This is a genomic window from Devosia aquimaris (genome assembly GCF_020169335.1).
Classification (GTDB): Bacteria; Pseudomonadota; Alphaproteobacteria; order Rhizobiales; family Devosiaceae; genus Devosia; species Devosia aquimaris.
This window is the reverse complement of record NZ_JAIEZN010000002.1, coordinates 1,112,424-1,136,314: the sequence shown is the minus strand read 5'-3', so window position 1 is coordinate 1,136,314 and position 23,891 is coordinate 1,112,424. Positions and strand designations below refer to the sequence as shown.

The 23,891-nt window shown below is 63.4% G+C and carries 19 protein-coding genes and 1 other RNA gene; 10 read left to right on the top strand and 10 right to left on the bottom strand.

The genetic code is table 11. The features are described from left to right. Positions 1-3 precede the first annotated feature (3 nt). From K1177_RS18215 to K1177_RS18205, 3 genes are all read left to right on the top strand, one after another. Entirely contained in the window at positions 4-1,365 is a 1,362-nt protein-coding gene (locus K1177_RS18215) for a glutamine synthetase family protein (RefSeq protein WP_224705754.1), read from the top strand. A 148-nt stretch (positions 1,366-1,513) separates the two neighbouring features. Continuing rightward, on the top strand, positions 1,514-2,896 hold the full coding sequence (locus K1177_RS18210; RefSeq protein WP_224705752.1) for an aldehyde dehydrogenase family protein: 1,383 nt from the start codon (positions 1,514-1,516) through the stop codon (positions 2,894-2,896). Continuing rightward, complete coding sequence (locus K1177_RS18205; protein WP_224705750.1) at positions 2,893-4,056, top strand: iron-containing alcohol dehydrogenase; 1,164 nt, start codon at positions 2,893-2,895, stop codon at positions 4,054-4,056. The genes K1177_RS18210 and K1177_RS18205 overlap by 4 nt, the downstream gene beginning before the upstream one ends. A 161-nt stretch (positions 4,057-4,217) precedes the next feature. Here K1177_RS18205 and K1177_RS18200 read toward each other — a convergent pair whose 3' ends face one another. Next, on the bottom strand, positions 4,218-5,687 hold the full coding sequence (locus tag K1177_RS18200; protein WP_224705748.1) for a mannitol dehydrogenase family protein: 1,470 nt from the start codon (positions 5,685-5,687) through the stop codon (positions 4,218-4,220). A gap of 126 nt (positions 5,688-5,813) precedes the next feature. Between K1177_RS18200 and K1177_RS18195 the strand changes: the two genes are divergently transcribed. Continuing rightward, the gene (locus K1177_RS18195) at positions 5,814-6,737 is read left to right on the top strand and encodes a sugar kinase (protein WP_224705746.1); all 924 of its coding nucleotides are present in this window, start codon (positions 5,814-5,816) and stop codon (positions 6,735-6,737) included. On the opposite strand, the gene K1177_RS18190 is transcribed toward K1177_RS18195, so the two are convergent. Both K1177_RS18190 and K1177_RS18185 read right to left on the bottom strand, forming a co-directional pair. Continuing rightward, entirely contained in the window at positions 6,734-7,279 is a 546-nt protein-coding gene (locus K1177_RS18190; RefSeq protein WP_224705739.1) for a DUF924 family protein, read from the bottom strand. The genes K1177_RS18195 and K1177_RS18190 overlap by 4 nt on opposite strands. A 120-nt stretch (positions 7,280-7,399) precedes the next feature. Then, entirely contained in the window at positions 7,400-8,320 is a 921-nt protein-coding gene (locus K1177_RS18185) for a VOC family protein (protein ID WP_224705736.1), read from the bottom strand. Between the two features lie 264 nt (positions 8,321-8,584). On the opposite strand from K1177_RS18185, the gene K1177_RS18180 reads away from it, so the two are divergent. After that, a complete protein-coding gene (locus tag K1177_RS18180) occupies positions 8,585-10,510 on the top strand; it encodes a methyl-accepting chemotaxis protein (protein ID WP_224705728.1) in 1,926 nt (641 codons plus the stop codon). A gap of 61 nt (positions 10,511-10,571) precedes the next feature. Here K1177_RS18180 and K1177_RS18175 read toward each other — a convergent pair whose 3' ends face one another. The 3 genes from K1177_RS18175 to K1177_RS18460 form a co-directional block, all read right to left on the bottom strand. Continuing rightward, positions 10,572-12,380 carry an ABC transporter ATP-binding protein gene (locus tag K1177_RS18175; RefSeq protein ID WP_224705727.1) on the bottom strand — a complete coding sequence of 603 codons (1,809 nt, stop codon included), beginning with the start codon at positions 12,378-12,380 and terminating at the stop codon, positions 10,572-10,574. A 348-nt stretch (positions 12,381-12,728) separates the two neighbouring features. Continuing rightward, positions 12,729-13,622: a lipid kinase gene (locus K1177_RS18170; RefSeq protein ID WP_224705726.1), complete on the bottom strand. Its 894-nt coding sequence runs from the start codon at positions 13,620-13,622 to the stop codon at positions 12,729-12,731. Between the two features lie 80 nt (positions 13,623-13,702). Then, entirely contained in the window at positions 13,703-13,834 is a 132-nt protein-coding gene (locus K1177_RS18460; protein ID WP_263575000.1) for a hypothetical protein, read from the bottom strand. Positions 13,835-13,989: 155 nt separating this feature from the next. Here K1177_RS18460 and K1177_RS18165 point away from each other — a divergent pair, with 155 nt between their 5' ends. Further along, positions 13,990-15,222 carry an aminopeptidase gene (locus K1177_RS18165; protein ID WP_224705724.1) on the top strand — a complete coding sequence of 411 codons (1,233 nt, stop codon included), beginning with the start codon at positions 13,990-13,992 and terminating at the stop codon, positions 15,220-15,222. 63 nt (positions 15,223-15,285) lie between these two features. Here K1177_RS18165 and K1177_RS18160 read toward each other — a convergent pair whose 3' ends face one another. After that, positions 15,286-16,017, bottom strand: a complete 732-nt coding sequence (locus K1177_RS18160) for an SDR family oxidoreductase (protein ID WP_224705722.1) — start codon at positions 16,015-16,017, stop codon at positions 15,286-15,288. 186 nt (positions 16,018-16,203) lie between these two features. On the opposite strand from K1177_RS18160, the gene K1177_RS18155 reads away from it, so the two are divergent. The 3 genes from K1177_RS18155 (at position 16,204) to K1177_RS18145 (ending at position 19,769) form a co-directional block, all read left to right on the top strand. Continuing rightward, entirely contained in the window at positions 16,204-17,025 is an 822-nt protein-coding gene (locus K1177_RS18155) for an amidohydrolase family protein (protein WP_224705720.1), read from the top strand. Between the two features lie 109 nt (positions 17,026-17,134). Then, complete coding sequence (locus K1177_RS18150) at positions 17,135-17,968, top strand: sugar phosphate isomerase/epimerase family protein (protein WP_224705718.1); 834 nt, start codon at positions 17,135-17,137, stop codon at positions 17,966-17,968. A 70-nt stretch (positions 17,969-18,038) separates the two neighbouring features. After that, on the top strand, positions 18,039-19,769 hold the full coding sequence (locus K1177_RS18145; RefSeq protein ID WP_224705716.1) for a diguanylate cyclase domain-containing protein: 1,731 nt from the start codon (positions 18,039-18,041) through the stop codon (positions 19,767-19,769). Here K1177_RS18145 and K1177_RS18140 read toward each other — a convergent pair. From K1177_RS18140 to K1177_RS18130, 3 genes are all read right to left on the bottom strand, one after another. Beyond that, complete coding sequence (locus tag K1177_RS18140) at positions 19,766-21,160, bottom strand: FAD-containing oxidoreductase (protein WP_224705706.1); 1,395 nt, start codon at positions 21,158-21,160, stop codon at positions 19,766-19,768. The two genes, K1177_RS18145 and K1177_RS18140, sit on opposite strands and share 4 nt — an antisense overlap. A gap of 67 nt (positions 21,161-21,227) precedes the next feature. After that, positions 21,228-22,643, bottom strand: a complete 1,416-nt coding sequence (gene sthA, locus K1177_RS18135) for a Si-specific NAD(P)(+) transhydrogenase (RefSeq protein WP_224705704.1) — start codon at positions 22,641-22,643, stop codon at positions 21,228-21,230. Positions 22,644-22,743: 100 nt separating this feature from the next. Beyond that, positions 22,744-23,604 (bottom strand): LOG family protein, encoded by an 861-nt coding sequence (locus tag K1177_RS18130; RefSeq protein ID WP_224705702.1) that lies wholly within the window; start codon positions 23,602-23,604, stop codon positions 22,744-22,746. 122 nt (positions 23,605-23,726) lie between these two features. Between K1177_RS18130 and ffs the strand changes: the two genes are divergently transcribed. Beyond that, positions 23,727-23,822: signal recognition particle sRNA small type (gene ffs / locus K1177_RS18125), an RNA gene on the top strand. Positions 23,823-23,891 lie beyond the last annotated feature (69 nt).

Genomic DNA, 23,891 nt, shown 5'->3' with positions numbered 1-23,891 from the left:
ACAATGGCCTATAGTCTTGACCAGCTGCGCAAGGATGTTGCCGAGGGCAGCATCGATACCGTGCTCGTTGCCTTTCCAGACATGCAGGGGCGCATGATCGGCAAGCGCTTCCAGGCCGAGTACTTCCTGGAATCGGCGCATGACGAGACGCATGGCTGCGACTATCTGCTGGCCGATGACATCGACATGGAGCCCGTGCCGGGCTACCAGGCCGCCAACTGGGGCAAGGGCTATGGCGACTTCGTCATGAAGCCAGACCTGAGCACGCTGATGAAGGCCACCTGGCTCGAAGGCACGGCCATCGTCCTCTGCGACCTCAGCGACCATCACCACCATCAACCGATTCCGCACAGTCCACGCGCGATCCTCAAGGCGCAGATCGATCGCCTAGCAGCCATGGGCTACATGGCCAATGCGGCCACCGAGCTCGAATTCTACCTGTTCGACGAGGACTATCGCAGCATCGCCCAGAAGGGCTATCACGCTGCGCAGACCGCTGGCGCCTACATCCAGGACTACCATATCTTCCAGACCACCAAGGAAGAGGGCGTGATGCGGGCGCTGCGCAAGCATCTGCAGGCCTCCGGCATTCCGGTCGAATCCTCCAAAGGCGAATGGGGCCCAGGGCAGGAAGAAATCAACGTCAAATATGCCGATGCGCTGACCATGGCCGACCGCCATGTTGTGCTCAAGACCGCCACCAAGGAAATTGCCTGGGCCGCCGGCAAGGCCGTTACCTTCATGGCCAAGTGGGATTATGGCCTGGCCGGCTCGTCGAGCCATATCCACATGTCGCTGGCCGACAAGCGCGGCAAGCCGGTGTTCGTGGACGACAAGGACGCCCGCGGCATGAGCGCCATCATGAAGCAGTTCATGGCCGGCCAGCTCGCCTATGCCCGCGAGATCACCTATTTCCTCGCGCCCTATATCAACAGCTACAAGCGCTTCCAGGCCGGCACCTTCGCGCCAACCAAGGCGATCTGGTCGCCCGACAATCGCACCGCCGGCTTCCGCCTTTGTGGCGAGCATTCCAAGGCGATCCGCGTCGAATGCCGCATGGGCGGGGCGGACCTCAACCCCTATCTGGCGCTGGCCGCGCTGATCGCCGCCGGGATCAAGGGCATCGAGGACAAACTCGACCTCGAACCAGCCTTTGAGGGCGACGCCTACAGCAGCAAGAAGCTGCGCGAGATCCCCAAGACGCTGCGCGAAGCCACCGACACGATGCGCAAATCGAAAATGCTCAAGGACGCCTTCGGCGAACAGGTCATTGCCCATTATGTGCACACCGCCGAATGGGAGCAGTTCGAATATGACCGGCGCGTCACCGACTGGGAGTTGATGCGAGGCTTCGAGCGGAGCTAAGCGGCGTCATCAGGAGGCCCCAATCGCTTCCCACCGTTCTAGTCGGGCCTGACCCGACCGACACCGACATAGCCACGCGCCATGCCTATGGGCGATCCGGAACAGCCGGATGCCGGCGCGATGCACAGACCAAACCAGGAGGCTCGCCATGGCCGACACGATCAAGATCATCTCTCCCATTGACGGCAGCCTCTATGCCGAGCGGCCGCTGGCGGATGGCGCCGACATCGAGGCGGCCGTGGTGCGCGCCAGGGCGGCGCGCCGGGCCTGGGGCGAGACCACCTTGCCCGAGCGCGCCAAGATCATCAGCCATTTCGTCGATGCCCTGCTGCTGATGAACGACGAGATCGTGCCCGAGCTGGCCTGGCAGATGGGGCGGCCGATCCGCTTTGGCGGGGAAAAGCGCGGCGTCGAGGAACGCAGCCGCTATATGATCGATCTGGCCGCGACGGCGCTGGCGCCGCTTGAGCTGCCACCCAAGGAGGGTTTTGTCCGCTCCATCACCCGCGAGCCGCTGGGCACTGTCCTGGTGATCGCGCCATGGAACTATCCGTTCCTCACCGCGGTCAATTCGATCATTCCCGGGCTGATGGCCGGCAATGCGGTGATCCTCAAGCATGCCAGCCAGACGCTGCTGGCCGGCGAACGCTTCGCCCTGGCTGCAGAGCGTGCCGGCCTGCCGGCAGGCCTGTTCCAAAACCTGGTGCTCGGCCATGCCGACACCGAAAAGCTCATTGCCTCCGGACAGATCGACCACATCAATTTCACCGGCTCGGTCGAGGGCGGTCGGCGCATCGAGAAGGCGGCGGCGGGCACCTTTGCCAGCCTGGGCCTGGAGCTGGGCGGCAAGGACCCCGCCTATGTGCGCGAGGACGCCAATCTCGACAATGCGGTCGAAAACCTTGTCGATGGCTCCTTCTTCAACTCCGGGCAGTCCTGCTGCGGGGTCGAGCGCATCTATGTGCAGGCCAGTGTTTATGATGGTTTTGTCGACCGCTTCATCGAGACGGCCAAGGGTTGGACGCTCGGCGATCCGCTCGACCCCGACACCATTGTCGGCCCGATGGCGCGCGGCAGCTTCGCCGATCATGTGCGCCAGCAGACCGAGGAGGCCGTTCGCGGCGGCGCAACGCGCCACCTCAACACGCGGCACGACCTGGACAAGCCCGGCTCGCCCTATCTGGCGCCCGAGGTGCTGACCAGCGTCAACCACCAGATGAGTGTCATGCGCGAAGAGAGCTTCGGGCCGGTCGTGGGCATCATGAAGGTGGCCGACGATGCCGAGGCCATCACGCTGATGAACGACAGCCCCTATGGGCTGACCGCCTCGATCTGGACCCAGGATCTCGATGCTGCTGCGCGGCTGGGCGCCCAAGTCGAAACCGGGACCGTGTTTGCCAATCGCTGTGACTATCTCGATCCGGCGCTGGTGTGGACCGGCGTCAAGGACACCGGCAAGGGCGGCGCGCTGAGCGAAATCGGCTATGCCAATCTGACGCAGCCAAAATCCTATCACTTGAAGCGGGTGTGACCGACATGACCAAAGCCAACTGGAACTATCCCACCGCCATCAAGTTTGGCCCGGGCCGCATTGCCGAACTGCCCGACGCACTGATGACCGCCGGGATCAGCCGTCCCCTGCTGGTCACCGACGCCGGGCTGGTCAATCTGCCGGTGACGCAGAACACCATCGCCCTGCTCAAGGCCGCCGGCTTTGCCGTGGGCGTCTTCGCCGACGTCAAGCCCAACCCGATTTCGGCCAATGTCGAGGCCGGCATCAAGGTGCTGCGCGACGGTGGCCACGATGGTGTCATCGCCTTTGGCGGCGGCTCGGGGCTCGATGTGGGCAAGGTCATCGCCTTCATGGCTGGCCAGACCCGGCCGATGTGGGATTTCGAGGACATCGGCGACTGGTGGACCCGCGCCGACCCCAAGGGCATTTTCCCCATCGTTGCCGTTCCGACCACAGCGGGCACCGGCTCGGAAGTGGGCCGCGCCGGCGTCATCACCGACGAGACCACCCATACCAAGAAGGTGATCTTCCACCCCTTGATGATGCCCAAGGTGGTCATCGCCGATCCCGAGCTCACCGTGGGCATGCCCGCCATGATCACCATCGGCACCGGCATGGACGCGCTGGCCCATTGCCTCGAAGCCTATTGCGCGCCCGGCTATCATCCGCTTGCCGACGGCATTGCCGTGGAGGGCATTCGCCTCGTCATGGAGAACCTGCCCAAGGTGGTCGCCAATCCCGGGGATGTTGACGCGCGGGGACACATGATGAGCGCGGCGGCCATGGGCGCCACGGCCTTCCAGAAAGGACTCGGGGCCATCCATGCGCTGAGCCATCCGGTTGGCGCGCTGTATGACACCCATCACGGCATGACCAATGCCGTCTTCATGCCTTATGTGCTGGCGGTCAACAAATCCGCCATCGAGGCGCGCATTGCCCGGCTGTCGGCTTTTCTGGGCCTAGCCCCGACCTTCGAGGCCTTCCAGCATGCCGTCATCGGCCTGCGCCTGCGGCTCAATGTTCCGCACACGCTGGCCGAGTTCAAGGTCGATACCAGCAAGCGCGAGTTGATCGGGGACATGGCCATCGTCGACCCCACGGCGGGCGGCAACCCGGTCAAGCTCACCCGTGAGCTTGCGCTGGAAATCTTCGACCGGGCCATGGAGGGCCGCGTCTAGATCGATCCATTTACTGATTGGCTTGGTTCTATCGCCCCCTCCCCCTTGAGGGGAGGGCCGGGGTGGGGGGTGTAGGGGCCACCGATGGACGCCCCCCTCGTTGCCTCCCCTCAAGAAGGGGAAAGCAAAAGGGCCGCAAATCCACTCAAGGGTGAAACGCTCTAGCGTGCGACCAGTTCGGCGACCGTTTCCTTGACGCCCATTTCGAACAGGTCGTCGAGATGGGTTGCGACAGTCTCGCCGAAGGCCTGGTTATCGGCCAGATCGGTGCCGAACACTTCGGTGAGACCGGAGAGGCCGACATAGAGTGCCTCGGCGTCGTCACCGGCCTCTGCGGCGATGGCCATCATGCGCATCGCCAGCGGATCGCGTACGTCGATGTTCTCACCCTTTTCATCGATGCCGGTGACATAGCGCATCCAGGCGGCGACCCCCAGGCCCAGCCGCTCGAAGGGCTGGCCGGCCTTGAGGCGCTCGCGAATGGTGCCGAGCAGGCGCTGCGGCAGTTTCTGGCTGCCGTCCATGGCGATCTGCCAGGTGCGGTGCTTGAGCGCCGGATTGCGGAAGCGTTCCAGCAGTTCGTCACGATAGGCGCCGAGGTCGACGCCTGGCATGTCCAGCGTCGGCATGGCCTCCTCGGTCATCAGCCCATGGATCAGCTTGACGAAATCGGCGTCGCCCATGACGTCGGAGATATATTCATAGCCGGCCAGATAGCCGAGATAGGCCATGGTCGAGTGGCTGCCGTTGAGCATGCGCAGCTTCATGCGCTCGAAGGGCTCGACATCGGCCACCATCTGCGCGCCGGCTTTTTCGAAGGGCGGACGGCCCTGGGGGAAATGGTCCTCGATCACCCATTGGGTGAAGGGCTCGGTCATGATCGGCCAGGCATCCTGGGCGCCGATCAGCGTAGCCACGGTCTCGCGGTCGGCATCGGTGGTCGAGGGCACGATGCGATCAACCATGGTGCCGGGGAAGGCCACGTCGGCGACAAAGGTCCCCAGTGCGGCGTCACGCAGGGCGGCAAAGCGGGTAACGATGCGTTTCACCGTCGCGCCATTGGACGGCAGGTTGTCGCAGCTCATCACTGCAAAAGGCTCGACGCCGGCGGCCTTGCGGCGCGCCAGGGCCTCCACCAGCATGCCGGGCGCCGAGCGCGGCGCTGTGGGATTGGCCAGGTCATGGGCAATGTCGGGATGGTTCTGATCGAGTTCGCCGGTTGCCGGGTCGTGGCAATAGCCCTTCTCGGTCACGGTCAGGGAGACGATGCGGATCTGCGGGCTCGCCATCAGCGTGAGCAGCTCTTCGCGCTGGGTATTGGCGTCGAGAACCTTGAGGATCGAACCGATAACGCGCGGCCTGGTGCCCGAAGCGTCGCGCACGGCGATGGTGTAGAGTCCGTCCTGCGGTTCGAGCGCCTCCTTGGTGTCAGGGCGGCGCAGGCTGGCGCCGACAATGGCCCAATCGGGATTGTCCTTGAGCAGGTCGTCGACATAGACGGCCATATGCGCACGATGGAAGGCGCCAATGCCGAGGTGAACGATACCGGGCATCACCGCGCTACGGTCATAGTCGGGCAGCCGGACGCCGGCGGGAACTTTGGCAAGGGTGGCGACACTCAGGCGCGGCATGGCAGACTCCAGACGAAGCAATCGGGCGCACCATAGTGCCTTCCGATCTTGTATGGAAGCGAGTAGCGTGTGGCCAAATCGGCTTTGGCCGCTTAGACCTCAAGCCTGTTTCGGAGGACACGGATTTTGGCACAGCAGCGCTTTGTCAGCATTGGCGAATGCATGATCGAGATGAGCGGCGGCGAGGATCGCCTCTACCGCCTGGGCTATGCGGGCGACACGCTCAATACGGCCTGGTACATGCGGGCGCTGCTCGGCAAGGATTGGTCGGTTGACTACTTCACCGGCCTGGGCGAGGACAAATATTCGGGCGACATCCGTGCCTTTCTCGACGCCAATGACATCGGCACCAGCCACATCCGCACCGTTCCCGGTCGCCGACCGGGGCTCTACATGATCCACCAGCAGGATGGCGACCGGCAGTTCACCTATTGGCGCGACACCTCGGCCGCCAAGCTGCTGGCCGACGACAAGGATGCGCTCAACGCCGCGGTCAAGGGCGCGAGCATGGTATACTTCTCCGGCATCACGCTGGCGATCCTGGCGCCGCGGGCGCGCGGTCGGCTGCTGGGGGCCATCGTCAAGGCGCGCGACGCGGGCGCCCGCATCGTCTTTGATACCAATATCCGACCCGCGCTGTGGACCAGCCCACGCGTGATGACCTCTGTGCTGACAGCAGTTGCGACACTTTGTGATGTCGTTTTGCCAACACATGGCGACGAAGCGCCATTGTTTGGTGACGCCAATGCGGATGAAACGGCGGACCGCTATCTCGAACTGGGTGTTGAAGAAGTCGTGGTCAAGGACGGCGCCGGCGACGCCGTGATTGCCACTGCACACGAGCGGGTCAAGGTTGGTCCCAAGCCCGGAGCCAAGGTGGTCGATGCCACCGGAGCCGGCGACAGTTTCAATGGCGCCTATCTGTCGGCGCGCCTGGCCGGGCAGTCCTTGCAGGCGGCGGCAGAAGCGGCGCATGCCGTGGCCGGCATTGTGATCGGGCAGAAGGGCGCGCTGGTCGATCCGGCGCTGCTGGGGTCCGAACGCCGCTAGAACATGCGGTCGCCGATGTCTTCAATATAGGCCTGCTCCTCGGGCGTGCTGGTGCGCCCAAGGGCAGCATTGCGCTTGGGAAAACGACCGAAGCGCGCCACGCAGTCGCGATGCTTGACCATGAAGTCGAGGGCATTGTCGTCGCCATTGGCGCGGAACAGTCTGACACCCTCTTCCTGAATCACCAGGGATTCGGAATGCATGAAGGGCATGTAGAGGAACATGCGCTGGGCCGCAGTCAGCGCGGTATCGGCCTTGGCGGCAATAGCCTCCTGGGCCAGGGCGAGCGCCATGCAATCCCAGGCAAAAGCGGCGGCAGAACCCCGGTGCAGCTGGCGACTGAACTGGTCGAGCACGATAATCTCGGCCACGCGCCCCTGCGGTGTCGTCCGCCAGGTCCAGGCTTCGCTGGCGGCAACCTTGCGATGGGTTTCGGCAAATCGGTCCGCGATCTTGGCATCGAATTCGGCGCTGCCGCTGAACCAGTCGTCCTGGCCATGCTCGACAAACCAGAAATCGATGATGATGTCCGGCTTGTGCATGGTGGCTCTCCCAAGGTGCTGTGAAGACGCGCCGCTGAACGAGCACGACATGGCGGCGCACAAACAACGGCGCGCCGGACCAGACTAGCCCGGCGCGGGGGGTGGTGTGAACCCGCTGGCTCAGGCCAGCAGCAGTTGCAGCCGATTGCCGAAGGGATCGCGCGTCTCGATGCCATTGGGCAGCGGGTCGATTGTGGCGCCCGCGTCCGCAAGGCGCGTGCGAACGGAATCGAGCGCGGCCTGGTCGGGCAGGACAATGGTGAACCATCTCAGCCCGGCCGAACCGGCCGGCGGCAGGCTGGCCTGGGGACCAGACCAGATGTTGAATGCCAGGCTGTGTGGCATGTAGTCGAGACCGACATCGCCCATGCCGAAGGAGTGGATCAACAGGAAGCCACCAAAGCCGATGACATCGCGATAGAAGGCCATGGCCTGTGCGAGATCGTTGACATGGACATGGACGTGACCAATGCGGGTGCCGGCGGGCATGCGTGCCGCGAGCACAGGATTGGTGCCCAGCTCGGCCAACAGGCCATTGAGATCAATGGGTTCCCGTCCGGAATGGGGCTTGCCATCGGCCGTCACGGCATAGGTCTGTCCCTTGTCCGGATCACCCAGTGTACCGCGCCAGGGCGTCTCGAAGGTGATCTCGATGCCATTGCCGTCCAGGTCCCACAGGTAGATGGCCTCGCTGACAAGATGATCGGTGGGCGAAATACGCACATTGCGCTGCAGAGCGCGCACGGCCATCTGGGCCAGGTCGGCGCGCTGCGGCACGTGGATGGCAACATGGTAGAGCCCGATGCTCCGCGGCACGACGGGACGCAGCGCGCCCGTCTCAAGCACGATCAACGGCGTGCCGCCGGCTCCTAGCGTGAGTACGTTGCCGCTCTCCTCAATGAGGTCGAGCCCGACCACATCCTGCCAGATGGCCAGGGCCTTGGCGCGATCAGTGACGGCAAGATGGACTGGTCCGAGCTTGGTGGTGAGCGGGATCAGCGGCGCGGATTTGACATTGGTCTGGACGGAGGCATCGATCATGGCGCGTTCCTCAAATATCTGTTGGCTCAGATATAGGCCGCTGCCGGAGGCGCTACTACGCCAGCTGCGGCGAAGTCATCGTTCGGCGAATGCTCGCCAATGCCATGGTGCGAGCGACATTTCAGATCCACCAAAACAGCATAGAGGCCATGCTTAACTGCCGGCGGCGAAGCAATTTCATGCAAATTTAAGCAGTTCTGTACCTAGTAGTGGACAGTATCACCCGTGCTGCGCACGCCCAGTTGACCGCCGGAAATTCGCCCCATGTCGCTCAAAAACCTCCCTATTCTGCAAAAGCTGATCTTGACCGTCCTCCTGATGGGTGTGGTCGCCACAGCCATTGCCGGCATCGCCTGGCGTGAGCTGGGTTCGCTCAGCGCCGTGATGAACCAGGTCGGCCAGAAGGAAGTGGCCGCCCGCGAAGCCATGGACCTTCGCATGGACGTGGTGGCCATCAGCCGCATGACCTACCAGCTGGTGCTCAATCCGGATGCCGTGGCCGATTTCGTGACCCAGGCCGACCGGCGCATGACTGAAATGAAGGCACGCTTCCCCATCATCGAAGCGGCTGCCGACCAGACCGAGCTCAGCCAGCTCGATGCGGTCAAGCCGGTGATGGATGCCTATTTTGCCGAGATCAACACCATGCTGGAGGTGGCAGCAGCCAAGCCCTTCGACGCGGCTGCGCTCGATGCTGCCCTGGCTGAAACACTGGCCGCCCAGCAGGTCGTGACCGACACCATCAAGGTCTATAGCGCCTATTCGGGCGAGCAGATGGCCAGCATGCGCAGCGCCGCAGAAACCTCGGCCTTTACTGCCATGCTGACCCTGGCCGTTTCGGCCGGCCTGGGCATTGTGCTGGGCGTCGCCGTCAGCATGCTGGTGGGCCGCAAGAGCATCGTCAACCCGGTGCGGGCGCTGACCGTCACGATGAGCGAGCTGGCTGACGGCAAGCTTGATGTCGAAATCCCCAATGCCGACGCCAAGGACGAGATCGGCGCCATGGCCCGTGCCGTGGAAGTGTTCCGCCAGAATGCCAAGCGCGTGGCAGCCCTGAGCGCCGAGGAAGCCGCGCACAATCTGGCGATCGTGGAACGCGCCGACATGATGGCTCTGCTGCAGTCCGAGCTCGCCTCGGTGATGAAGGCCGCCAGCGCCGGCAATTTCGCCCAGCGCGTCCCCACCGATTTCAGTGATGCCGAGCTCAATGGGCTGGCCGCCAGCGTCAATGGTCTGGTCGAGACCGTGGACCGTGGCCTGGCCGAGACGGGCAGCGTGTTGTCGGCCATTGCCAATACCGACCTGACCCACCGTGTTACCGGCCACTACGAAGGCGCGTTCGGCGCGCTCAAGGACAATACCAATGCGGTGGCCGAGAAGCTGGCCGATATCGTCTCGCAGTTGCGCGGCACCTCGCGTTCGCTCAAGACGGCGACAAGCGAAATCCTTGCCGGTGCCAATGATCTGAGCGAACGCACCACCCGCCAGGCTGCGACCATTGAAGAAACGTCGGCTGCCATGGAAACGCTGGCCTCGACCGTGATGGAAAACGCCAAGCGCGCCCAGGATGCCAATGGCAACGCCACCCGTGTCACCGTGTCGGCGGAACAGGGTGGCGAGGTCATGGCTCAAGCTACCGGCGCCATGGAACGCATTACCTCCTCGTCGGCCAAGATTTCCAACATCATCGGGCTGATCGACGACATCGCCTTCCAGACCAATCTGCTGGCGCTGAACGCATCGGTGGAAGCCGCGCGGGCCGGCGACGCCGGCAAAGGCTTTGCTGTGGTGGCCGTTGAAGTGCGGCGCCTGGCGCAGTCGGCCGCTTCCGCCTCGGCCGACGTCAAGCTGCTCATTGAAGAGAGCGCCCGCGAGGTCAACGACGGCAGCCGCCTTGTGGCCGATGCGGCCGAGCGTCTCAATGGCATGCTGGAAGGCGTGCGGGCCAGCTCGACGTTGATGGAAGGCATTTCGCGCGACAGCCAGGAACAGTCCACCGGCATCACCGAAGTCAGCATCGCCGTGCGCCAGATGGACGAAATGACCCAGCACAATGCCGCGCTTGTCGAAGAGATGAATGCGGCCATCGAGCAGACCGAGAATCAGGCGACCCAGCTCGATGCGATCGTGGAGATCTTCAAGGTCAACGAAGGCGCATCCGGCCGAAAGGGCTATTCCCGCGCCGCCTAGGCGACCGGTACAGGCCAGCACAATGCGAAAACGCCGGGGCCCTGCCCCGGCGTTTCCATGTTCAGGCGATCTGCAAGCCTTTGGTGAGCTCGAGTGCCTGGCGCTCGAAGAGACGACGATAAATGCCATCCTTGAGGCCGATGAGCGAGGCGTGGTCGCCCTCCTCGACGATGCGGCCGTGATCGAACACCAAGAGGCGGTCGAGCGCCCTGACGGTGGACAGGCGGTGTGCAATCACCAGAGTGGTGCGGCCGACCATCAAGCGCTCCATGGCCTGCTGGATCTGCACCTCACTCTCGCTGTCCAGACTTGAGGTCGCCTCGTCCAGAATCAGCACGCGGGCATCGGCCAGGAACGCACGGGCAATGGCGATGCGCTGGCGCTCACCACCCGAGAGTTTGACCCCGCGCTCCCCTACCAGCGTCTCATAGCCCTTGGGCAGATCGACGATGAAGTGATGCGCATTGGCCTGCATTGCCGCCTGCTCGATCTCGGCGCGGCTGGCGCCGGGGCGAGCATAGGCAATGTTCTCGGCCAGGGTGCGATGGAACAGGATCGGCTCCTGCTGCACGATGGCAACCTGCCCGCGCAGGCTGGACTGCTGCACCTTTGAGATATCCTGGCCATCGATGGTGATCGTGCCATCGTTGACGTCGTAGAGACGCTGGATGAGCTTGACGAATGTTGTCTTGCCCGAACCCGAATGGCCAACCAGGCCCACGCGTTCGCCCGGCGCAATGCGCACCGAGAAATCCCTGTAGAGAGGGGTCGGATGGGAACCGTACTGGAACGTCACATGATCGAAGGCAATGGCGCCGTCGGTGATACGGATCGGCAGCGCCCCGGGCTTGTCTTCAATGCCCAGCTTCTGGCTGTCGAGCGCCACCAGTTCTTCCATGTCGTTGACCGAGCGCTGCAGGTTGCGGATGTGCTGAGCCACGTCCCGCAGATGTCCCTGCAGCACGAAGAACATGGTGAGCACAAAGGTGATGTCACCGGGCGTCGCCAGCCCCTGCCGCCACAGCACGAGAGCGGTGCCCAGGATCGTTGCCTGCATGATGCCCAGCATCAGGCCATGCGCGCCACCGCTGAGGGTGCCGCGCTGCCAGAGCCGGCGGGTGCGCTTGCGCCACTTGCCGACCACGCGCTCAAGGATGGCCTCCTCGCGCGTCTCGGCGCCAAAGGCCTTGACCACGGAATTGCAGCTGACGGCATCGGCCAGGGCACCACCCATGCGGGTGTCCCAGGCGTTGGCAAGGGTGCCCGCAGGCGCGACAAAGCCCACCTGCATCCACAGGGTCAGCCCGACATAGATCAGCGAGCCCAGCCCCACCACCAGGCCCATGACCGGCCAGACCGAGCCCAGGATCACGGTGGCGCCCACCAGCATGACGATGGAGGGCCAGAGGGCAATCAGCAGCGTGTCATTGAGCAGGTCGAGTGCGCCCGAACCGCGCGTAATCTTGCGGACGGTCGAGCCAGCAAAGCTATTGGCGTGCCAATCGGTGGAGAAGCGCTGCACGCGATGGAATGCGTCGGCAATGACGTCCTTCATCATGCGCAGCGTGAAGCCGATCAGATTGAGAAACACCAGCTGACGCAGCACCACCGAGGCGAGGAACAGCGTGACCATGACGGCAAAGGCCATGATGGCGGGCTGCCAATTGGCTTCGTTGGTGCCGCTGCCGGCGGCAACGGCATCAACCAGACGCCCGGCAAAGATGGGGCTGAACGCTTCTGCCAGCGTTGTGAGCAATACCGTCAGGGCAATCGCAGTGGCCCGCATGGGCTGTTTGGCCCAGTGGCGGAAAGTGTAGCCGAGCACGTCGCGGAATGCGTCAGCGCGGAAATCGAGTTTCTTGCGACTCATTATGGCTATTCCGGCGCCGTTATCCGGTGGCCGGCCCTCAAAAGAACAGGGGAGAAAGGCACAGCCGGAACGGGGCGCAAATTTCCCGTCAGATCAGAATTGGCTGTGGTGAGAAAACCGCATGCGGCGGGCCGGAACGGCTGGCCGCGGGAAACAAATGGCTAAGCCAGATATTTGCCCGATGGGAGATCGATGAATGTCACTGTCATACAACGCCTCCCTGTTTTTTGATCTGAAGCGGTGTGCAAGCTGTACGCAAAGCGTTCGGATTTGCCAACGGGCGCAGGACAACAGGCATGACAAGTGATGCGAAAAAGCCACAGGCGAGATGCACGCGGCCGTGCCCCGCTATTCGGGGACGAACACCGAGACCGCGCCGGGATGAACAGTAAAGCGCGCAGGGGTCTGGGTCACGATATCCCCGTCGGTATTGATGTCCATGGGCTTGCTGGTGCGGATTTCAAAGTCAGTGCCCTGATCGGTACGCACCTCGTCCCACAATCCATGCTGACCGCGGCGGAAGGCCCCCAGCATCAGACCGAATTTCCACACATTGCGCAGTTCGAGACTATAAAGGTCAAGCCGCCCGTCCTGGATGGTCGCATCGGCCTGGATCACCGTGCCGCCACCATAATGGACGCCGTTGCCCACCGCGATCTGCAACGTGCGCGCGCGGACGCGACCGTTTTCGCTGATGATCTCGGCGCGGAAGCGCTTGGCCTGGCGCAGAACGCGAAAGGCGGCCAGCGCATAGCCAAGCTTGCCCCAGCGCCGCTTGACCTCCGGTGTCAGGCCGCGGGCCAGATCGACCGAGAGCCCCATGCTGGCGACATTGAAGAAGGGATGGCCATTGACCTCGCCCAGGTCAATGCGGGTCTGCCGACCGGCAATGATGATATCGGCCGCAAGATCGAGGTTTTCCGGGATGCGCAGTGTGCGTGCCAGATCGTTGGCGGTGCCCATGGGCAAAATCCCCATGGGCAGCCCGGTCTTGACGACGCCATCGGCAGCGGCGTTGAGCGTGCCGTCGCCACCACACACGATCACGAGGTCGGCCTGGTGGCGCATCGCCACGATCTGGCCGGGCACCTGGTCGGGGGTGCCGAGGTGTTCGACGGTGACATCCACCCCGCCGGCGCTCAATCGCTCCTGAACAGTATCAAGGGCGGTGTCGCCCCGGCGCGAATTGGGATTGACCAGCATCAGGGCGCGCCGGCGGGAGGGAGGTGGTGCGTCTGTCATGATGATCCGGTCTCGAGTGCAAGCCACCGGAATGGCGGAGCACTAAGGCGGTCTCAAGACAACGCTGCATCATGATCAAGTCAAGGGGTCGGCTGAGCCTTGCGATAGACTTCGATGTTGCGGGTCTGCCACTGGGCGTAGGCGAGCCCGAGGGTGAACACGCCAAAGAATGCAACGATGGCGATCAGGACAAGGTGCAGATTTTCAGCCATTTGGGCCTCCGGTTTGTTGCCCGATGGATGCCATGCCGCCGGCAGACCCGCCCTTGATCTGGGTCAAGCATTTTTGCAATTGCCACGGGGTGGCGCATGGCGGGCCGCGGGACTAGGCTCCCGGCACCGATTCAGGACCAAGAGATAGTGCCGCCATGACCATTGATCCCATCAAGCTCGACAAGCTCGCCCAGGTTGCCATCAAGGTGGGCCTGCAACTGGCCGAGGGCCAGGACCTGGTGATGACTGCGCCGATGACGGCCGCGCCGCTGGTTCGCCGCATCACCGAGCATGCCTACAAGGCCGGCGCAGGGCTGGTGACCACCATTTACTCAGACGAGGAAGCGACGCTGGCGCGCTACAAGCATGCCAATGACAAGAGCTTCGACAAAGCTGCCGGCTGGCTCTACTCAGGGATGGCAGAAGCCTTCAAGGGCAATGCGGCGCGCCTGGCCATCGCCGGGGACAATCCGATGATGCTGGCTGGACAGGACCCGGACAAGGTCAGCCGCGCCAATCGCGCCAATTCGGCAGCCTACAAGCCGGCGCTGCAGTTGATCACCGGCTTTGACATCAACTGGAACATCGTCTCCTACCCCAGCGCCGCCTGGGCAAAGCTGGTCTTCCCCAATGACAGCGAAGAGGTCGCGGTCGGCAAGCTGGCCGATGCCATCTTCAAGGCCAGCCGCGTGGATGTGGATGATCCCATCGCCGCCTGGGCCGAGCACAATGCCAATCTCAAGGCGCGCTGGAGCTGGCTGAATGGCAAGGCCTTTTCGGCGCTCAAATATACCGGCCCCGGCACCGACCTGACGGTGGGCCTTGCCGATGGCCACCGTTGGAAGGGCGGCGCGTCGGAAGCCAAGAACGGCATCACCTGCAATCCCAACATCCCCACCGAAGAAGTGTTCACCACGCCGCACCGCCTGCGCGTGGAGGGGCATGTGGCGGCCACCAAGCCGCTCAGCCACAATGGCACGCTGATCGAAGAGATGCAGGCACGCTTCGAAGGCGGTCGCCTGGTCGAGCTCAAGGCATCCAAGGGCCAGGATATCTTCAACAAGGTGCTCGACACCGACGAGGGCGGCCGGCACCTGGGCGAAGTGGCGCTGGTGCCGCATTCCTCGCCGATCTCGGCCTCGGGCATCCTGTTCTTCAACACGCTCTATGACGAGAATGCCTCCTGCCACATCGCGCAGGGCCAGTGCTATTCGGACTGCTTCGTGGGCGGCAAGGATCTCACCCAGGCCCAGATCAATGCCCAGGGCGGCAACAGCTCGAACATCCATATCGACTGGATGATCGGCAGCGACAAGATCGACATCGACGGTGTGCATGCCGATGGCAGCGTCGAGCCGGTGATGCGCAAGGGCGAATGGGCGTTCTAGGCTGGTCTAGCGACAGCGACCCGGGATGCTCTGTGCGTCCCGGGTCAACCAACGCACAAGACGTCAGGCGGTCCAGCCGCCATCAATGATGTGGATCTGCCCGGTGGTGTAGGTCGCGCCGGCCAGATAGACGGCCAGGTCGGCCACTTCCTCGGGCTGGGCGATGCGGCCGATTGGCTGGCGCGCGATAAAGGCCGCACGCGCTGCCTCGAAATCGCCTGTGGCATGCCAACGCTCGTGCAGCGAGGGACTGTCGACCGTACCGGGACAGATGGCATTCACCCGAATGCCCTGGGCGGTGTAGTCCGCCGCGATGGATTTGGTCAGGCCAATCACAGCGGCTTTGGAGATGGTGTAGGCGGCTCGATTGGGCACGCCTTTGACCGAGCTGGCGACCGTGGCCATGTTGATGATCGCGCCATCCTTGCGGGCCAGCATCTGCGGCAGCACGGCCCGCACGGTGCGGATTTGTGCCTTGATGTTGAGATCAAAGGCGAAATCCATTTCGGCATCCGTCATCTCGAGCACGGTGCCCGAGTGCACCACGCCGGCGCAATTGAACAGCACGTCGATATGGCCGATGTCGGCCACCGCCTCTGTCACCGCCTCTTCGGACAGCACATTGAGCACGCGGGTCGTGACATTGGCGACGCCATTGAGTTCAGCCAGCTTGGCCGCATTCACATCGGTTGCGACGACCCTGGCGCCGGCCCGCGCAAAAGCTTCAACCGATGCCCGGCCGATGCCCTGGGCGGCGGCCGTGATGAGAACGATTTTGCCGGCGAGATCGGCCATGGCTTGATCCTGTACTGTATCCGATAGTGCATGTGCCGGCGCTGAGCGAGCCTGCTTGTCGCAGAGCGTGACCACAATTGCCGAATGCTGGCAAGAACTAACATGTCAGTTGTGGCATGCAAGGGCTGTCGCGTCCTGCAGCCAGTCTGCTAGCCTGCATCGAGACGTCTGAGTGAGGATTGTTCATTGCGCATCGTTGATACCCACCTGCATCTGATCTACCCCGAGCGCTTCACCTATCCCTGGCTCAGCCGGCGCCCGAGCATCAACAAGCCCTGGAGCGTGGAAACCTACTTCGCCGAAGCCAAAGCGCTTGGAGTCGAGGCCGCCTTGCATATGGAAGCCGACGTCGCCGACCAGTTCATGCCGGCGGAAACCGAGTTCGCGCTCAGCCAGCCGGGAATCGTGGGCGCCATCGCCGCGTGCCGCCCGGAAAGCATGAGCTTTGTCGACCACATCGAGCAACTCAGCGAGCACGCCCATGTCAAAGGCGTCCGCCGTATTTTGCACGAGGCGCCAGACGATCTCAGCCAGTCAGACCTGTTCGTGGAGAACCTGCGCCACCTGCCCGACTTTGATCTGAGCTTTGATCTGTGCGTGCGTCATGACCAATTGCCGATCGGCCAGATGCTCGCCGAAAAGGCTCCCGACGTAACCTTCATCCTTGATCACTGCGGCGTGCCCGACGTCACCGGGGAGGGTCTCGACCCATGGCGGGACCATATCCGCTCGATCGCCCGGCTGCCCAATATGATGGCCAAGGTTTCCGGCATTGTCGCCTATTCCGGCGCGGACTGGACTGTCGAGACGATCCGCCCCTATGTCGAACACATCATCGAATGCTTCGGCTGGGACCGTGTGGTCTGGGGTTCGGACTATCCGGTGGTCATGCTCACCGGAACGCTGACGCGGTGGGTCGAGGCGACCAGGCAGATCATCCAGCATGCCAGCGCGGACGAACAGGCCAAGCTGCTGCACCGCAATGCAGAACGCATCTACAAGCTCTAGTGCCAGGCGGCAGGACCAACACTGAACCTGCCATAGTTTGAACGATAATACCGGTTGAACCGGCAGGACCGGCGTGAAAGTGTCCGCGTCAAAACCAAAGAGGAACTCCATGGCTCAGATCAGCCCCGACCGTATCGCGGTATCCACATGGTCGTTGCACCGCCTGCTCGGCGCCACCTATCCGCATGACCTGACGACATCAGAGGTCGGACCCATGCAGGAGACCTATGGCGAAGGTGAGGAGTCCCTGCTCGGCCTGCCGTCGGTGCTGGCCAACCACGGCTACCATCGGCTGGAAATCGTGTCGTTCCACATGCGCAGCCGTGATCCGATCTACCTGGGCGAGCTCCGCGACCAGTTGCGGATCGCCAATGTGCGGCTGCAGACGCTGCTGATCGATGCCGGCGATATCAGCCATCCCGAACATGGCGCCCGTGACCAGGCCTGGATTGCCGGCTGGATCGAAGTCGCCAATGAGTTGGGCGCCGAGAATGCCCGCATCATTGCCGGCAAGCAGAAGCCGACCCGCGATGCGCTGGACCGCTCGGTCAAGGCGCTGACGGCGCTGGCCGACAGCAATGCCGGCTCCAACGTCCGGCTGGTGACGGAGAACTGGTTCGACCTGCTGGCCGAGCCGGCGCATGTTCACTACCTGCTCGACAAGCTGGACGGTCGGGTGGGCCTGCTGGGCGATTTCGGCAATTGGGGCGGGCCGGACAAATACTCCGACCTCAAATCGATCTTTGGTCGTGCCGAGCTGTGCCACGCCAAGGCGACCTTCCTTGACGGTGATCTGGACGAGGCCGATTTCGGTGCCTGCGTCGCACTGGCCGAGGAAGCCGGCTACAAAGGTCCCTACACGCTGATCTTCGACAGCGAAATTCCGGGCGAATGGAATGGTTTAGCAATAGAGCGAGACTTTATTAAGTCATTCGGAATATAGCTGAATCACGACTCGCATATTCAGCCATCAGTTCAATGAGCTATTAAGGCCATTGGCGCACACTACAGGCATGAATAGTGCGTCGCCGAATACTGCCACTGCCAAGCCGGGTCGCCTTGCGCGGCTCGACAACATCCTGGACCGGGTCCTGGATGCGGCGCCTGTTGGCATGGTGGTCTGCGACCTCACCGGGGTTGTGCTTTATTCCAATCCCGCCATCAAGGCGATGCTGGGCCACTCGGCGGCCCTGACCATTGGCGGCAAGCTAACCGATCTGGTGCGCGATGACGCTGAAGGGGAGAACGCTGTCACACTGCATGTGCAGCGGCTCATTCGGGGCGAGGTCGGCAGCTATCGCGGTGAATACCAGGTCCGGCACGCGGATGGGGCGCAGGTCTGGGTCATGCTTGCCATATCCCTGCTGCGGGCAGACTTTGTCGAAGGGACCGAGTGTCTCATTCTGCAGATGACCAGCATCGAGCGGCAGAAGGCGGCTGAAGCCGCGCTTGCCGCGTCGGAGAGCCGCCTCAACTTTGCCCTCGAGAGCGCCCGCCAGGGCGTCTGGGACCACGATATCGTCAACGACACGATGTATTATTCACGCATGTGGCGCGTGATGCGTGGCATTCCTGCGGGCGAGCCGGTGAGCGGCGACCAGGAAGAATGGCTCAGCCGCGTGCATCCCGATGACGTGCCCTATCTGCTCGAGAATGTGCCGCGCCAGGATCGTGGCGATGATAACTTCGATTCCCTGGAATACCGCGAGCGCAAGCGCGACGGCAGCTATGTCTGGATCCTGAGCCGTGGCCGGCCGGTCGAGTGGGACGAGAACGGCAAGCCGACCCGGACGCTGGGAACGGACACGGACATTACCCGGCTCAAGACAGCCGAGATCGAGCTGGCCGCGGAAAAGGAACGCCTGCGCGTTACACTTGAGTCGATCGCCGACGGCATGATCTCGACCGATGCGGAAGGCAAGGTGATCTTGATGAATTCGGCAGCGGAGCTGCTGACGGGGGTCAACAGCGCAGAAGCGCTGGGGCGTCCCGTCCGAGACATCTTCCCGCTGTTCAATGGCGAAACCGGGCAACGGCAGGATTGTGTGGTTGGCAGATGCCTGACGTCGGGCAATGTGACCGTTGTCGATGGTGACATGGTTCTTGTCGGCCCCAACGGAATAGAACGCGACATTCGCTGCACCGCTGCACCCGTCAAGGCACAGAGCGGGCGACTGGACGGCGCAGTGCTGGTGTTCCAGGACGTTACGCAAAGCCGGGCCATGCAGCGCGAGCTGGCGCATTCGGCAGCACACGACGACCTGACCGGCCTGCCCAATCGGGCGGCCTTCGAGCGCGCCCTCAGCGCGGCTATCGGCAGCGCCCGGGGCGGACAGACCACCCATTGCCTGCTCTACATCGACCTAGATCGCTTCAAGCCCGTCAACGACTCCGCAGGCCACGCCGCCGGTGATGCCCTGCTGCGCCAGATTGGCCAGACCATTCGCGGGAGTTGCCGCCGGCATGACCTTGCCGCCCGCATCGGGGGCGACGAGTTTGCCGTCCTGCTGCTCGATTGCCCGCTTGCCAGCGGCAAGGCGCTGGCAGACAAGATCGTGCGCTCCATCGGCGCATTGCTGTTTGACTGGGCTGGCCGAACCTATCGTGTCGGCGCCAGCGTGGGTGTCACCACGATCACCTCAACGCCAGCTTCCACACTGGGCTTCATGGGCGAAGCGGACGCGGCCTGCTATGCCGCCAAGGCCCGGGGCCGCGGCACCGCAGTGGTGTTCCAGACGCTTTAGTCGAGCGGCTCGAGTGCGCCCAGCATGGTTGGGATCAGTTCACTCACGGTGGGATGAATATGAACGGTGTCCCGCATGGTGGTGTAGGGCGTGCCGGCTGCCATCAGCTGCAAGAGGCTGTGCACCACTTCGTCGCCCCCGATGCCCAGTACGGCGGCACCAAGCACGGTCTTGTCCTTTGCGTCGACCAGCACCTTCATCATGCCCTGCGTTTCGCCACGTTCCCTGGCGCGCGCGACATTGCTCATCAGCCGCGTCCCGATGAGGGCCTTGCGACCACTGCGGCGAACCTCATCTTCGGTCATGCCGACGCGGCCAAGAGGCGGGTCGATGAAGAGGCCGTAGACCGGAATGCGGCGGGCCACCGAGCGCGTGCCGCCATCGAGCACATTGTTGGCTACGATCTCGAAGTCATTGTAGGACGTATGGGTGAAAGCGCCGCGGCCATTGACGTCGCCCATGGCCCATATGCCCGGCACATTGGAGCGCAGGTGCTCGTCGGTGACAATATAGCCCCGCGCATCGGTGGCGACGCCGGCCGCGGACAGGTTCAGCGCTTCGGTATTGGGCGTGCGGCCCAGCGCGACCATCAGATGGCTGCCCTCCACCGACGCTCGGCGATCCCCGGTCTTGAACGAGACAAGGACACCGGTGCCGGCCCGCGCCACTGATTCAATGGTGGTGTTGAACAGGAAGGTGACGCCCTCCGCCTCCAGGATCTGGCGGATATGCTGGGAGATGTCGGCGTCCTCGCGCTGTGCGGCGCGCGGGCCGCGTTCAACCACGGTCACCTTGGCGCCGAAACGGGCGTACATGTGCGCAAATTCCAGGCCGATATAGCTCGCACCGGCGATCACCAGATGGCCGGGCAGGCTGTCGAGCCGCAGAATGGAAGTGTTGGTGAGGAACGGCACCTTGTTCAGGCCCGGCCAATCGGGAATGCTGGCGCGACCGCCGGTGTTGATGAAGATTTGCGGCGCCCGGAGCTGTCGACCGTTTACCGCAACCTCGGTGGCCGAGACAAAGCTTGCCTCCCCACGGATAATCTCGAGTGTCTCGTAGCTCGCGAGCCAGTCTGTCAGACTGGACACCGATGCCGAGACAACGGCGTCCATCCGCGCCCGTACAGCGGCCATATCGACGTTGACCGATCCCTTGACCACGACGCCGTAGTCGCCCGCCCGCCGCGCGGCCCAGGCCGCCCGCGCGCTGGCCACCAGGGTCTTGGTCGGGGTGCAGCCATCGTTGACGCACGTGCCGCCCAGATGGCTGCGCTCGATCAGCGCAACACGGCGACCGGCGCCAGCCAGGCGGGCCGCAAGGGATGGACCAGCCTGACCGGCACCAATGACGATGGCATCAAAGGAATCAGGCTGGGCTGGATTGGGCATGGCGGAAGGCTTTCGTCATCGGAAAGCACCGAACCTAGTGCCCCGAGCCGTCCTGCGCCAGCCTGCACTATTGACCGGGAACGCTGGAGGCATGGCGCGGCATGCGGTTCCAGGCATCGAGCGCGGCGATCTTGTAGGCCTCGGCCAGGGTGGGATAGTTGAAGGCATTTTCCACAAAATAGTCCAGCGTACCGCCCAGATTGAGCACCGCCTGACCGATGTGGATCAGCTCTGTGGCGCCCTCGCCCACGATGTGGACGCCCAGCAGCTTGCGGGTCTCGAGCGAGAAGATCATCTTCATCATCCCAGACTGCAGACCCATGATGTGACCGCGCGAGGTCTCGCGGAAACGGGCGACGCCGCTCTCATAGGCAATGCCCTGTTCGCGCACCTGCTGCTCGGTGAGGCCGACGGTGGAGATCTCGGGCACGGCATAGATGCCATAGGGAAAGAAGGCCGGCGCCGGCGGCATGGCCGCGCCACAGGCATGGAGCGCGGCGATACGCCCCTGTTCCATCGAGGTCGAAGCCAGGGACGGAAAGCCAATGACGTCGCCGGCAGCATAGATGTTGCGCGTGGTGGTCTGGAAGGTGATGGGATCAACCTTGAGCCGACCGCGGTCGGCAGGGACGATGCCGCAGTTTTCCAGCCCCAGATCGGCCGTGGCGCCGCTGCGTCCGGCTGCGTAGAGCAGCATGTCGGAGCGGATGCGGCGGCCATCGGCGAGGATGGCCACGGGCCAGCCCTGCTCGTCGAGTTCAACCGTATCGACCTTGGCGCCGAACCGGATTGTCATGCCGCGCTTGCGCAGGTCATGGGTGAATTCCTCGATGATTTCGCGGTCGATGAAATCAAGGATGGTGTCGCGCGGCTCGATGATCGTGACGGGCACATCGAGGGCCGAGAAGATGGTTGCATATTCGATGCCGATGACGCCCGCGCCCACCACAGTCAGGCTGCGCGGCACACGCGGCTCATAAACGAGGCTGTCGCTATCGACCACCGAATGGTCGTTGAAAGGGATATTGGCCGGACGATAGGGCGCCGTGCCCACAGCGATCACGGCATGTTCAAAACCAAAGGTGTGCACATCGCCGGTCGGGTCGGTGACGCTGATGTGGTTGGCGTCGATGAAGCGTGCCTTGCCAGCAAAGGTGCGCACGCCGTTGCGGGCGAACTGGTGTTCGAGCACCTCGATCTCATAGTCGAGGGTCATGCGCAGCCGGGCGCCGAGGTCCTTGCCCTCGATGTCCTTCTTGACGCGATAGGACAGGCCGTAGAACCCGCGTTCCCGCCAGCCGGACAGGTTGAGCACGGTCTCACGCAGCGTCTTGGACGGAATGGTGCCGGTGTGCACGGACACCCCGCCCAGGCGCAGCCGGTTTTCTACCACCAGGACCGACTTGCCCAACTTGGCGGCCTGAATGGCGGCACGACGGCCGGCCGGACCACTGCCGATGACGACGAGATTGTATGTGTTCAACTGCTGCCCCCGATTCGACGCCAGCGACGCCTACCGGCAGACTGTGACACTGCCATTGCGCATCGCGCAATGTTTGGGATGTGAGGGCTGGGTTGCAGCCCTAGTCACCCCGCAACACCTCATCGATCTTGGGCAGGTTGTAGAAGCGACGGATCACGTCCCAGCCCTCTTCGGCCGTCTCGACGATGGTGAAAAGGTCCGGATCGGTGGGGGCTATGGTTCCAGCCTCCGCCAGCGCCTCGAAATTGATCACCTTGCTCCAGAACCCTGCCCCGAACAGCAACAGCGGAATGCGCGCCATGCGACCGGTCTGGATCAGGGTCAGGGTCTCGAAGAACTCGTCCAGCGTGCCGAAGCCGCCGGGGAACACCGCCACAGCCTTGGCCCGCATCAGGAAATGGATCTTGCGCGTAGCGAAATAGTGGAAGTTGAAGCTCAGTTCCGGCGTCACATAGGGATTGGGCGCCTGCTCGTGCGGCAGCACGATATTGAGCCCGATCGAAGGCGCTCCGACATCGGCCGCGCCGCGGTTGCCCGCCTCCATCACGCCGGGCCCACCGCCGGTGACGACCACATAGTCCTTGAAATCGAGCGCCTTGGCGGTCGCTGAGGCGAGCTGGGCGAAATGGCGCGCCTCGTCATAATAGTGCGAAGCCGCCTCAAGATTGGCGCGCTGGATATCGTTGCGCGCTGCCCAGGCGGCCTTGCCGGGCTCGGGAATGCGGGCGCCGCCGAACAAAACCACCGTAGAATTGATGGATCGCTCACGCAGGCGGAACTCCGGCTTGAGGTATTCAAGCTGGAAGCGGATGCCGCGAGTATCTTCGGACGTCAGAAATTCGTCGTCGGCAAAAGCCAGGCGAAAGGCAGCCGATTCGGTCTGGGGAGTCTGTGGCGCGCGCTTGCTGGCGGCGACATCCTCGCCGGAGGTGCGCAAAGGGGTGGGGCGGCGTTTGGCCATTGTTGGGCTCCAGATGAGTCGTCCCCTTCTAGAGCATTGCGGCAAGGCGGGGAAACACGCTGCCGCGATCTGGGTGGCGGCGGGTCTTGCCATCGCGCCAATTAATTCGCATATAGCGCATCGGGAGGTTGGCGCGGACGTGTTCCTCGCCAACCGGGTCAGGTCCGGAAGGAAGCAGCCCCAACGAGACCTTCACGGGTCGTTGCCAGCCTCCTACTGCAGCCTTTGGCCATCACAGGGTTTGCACAGCCCAGGCAGAGGCTTTCCCACCCGATGTGGTAAGAAAG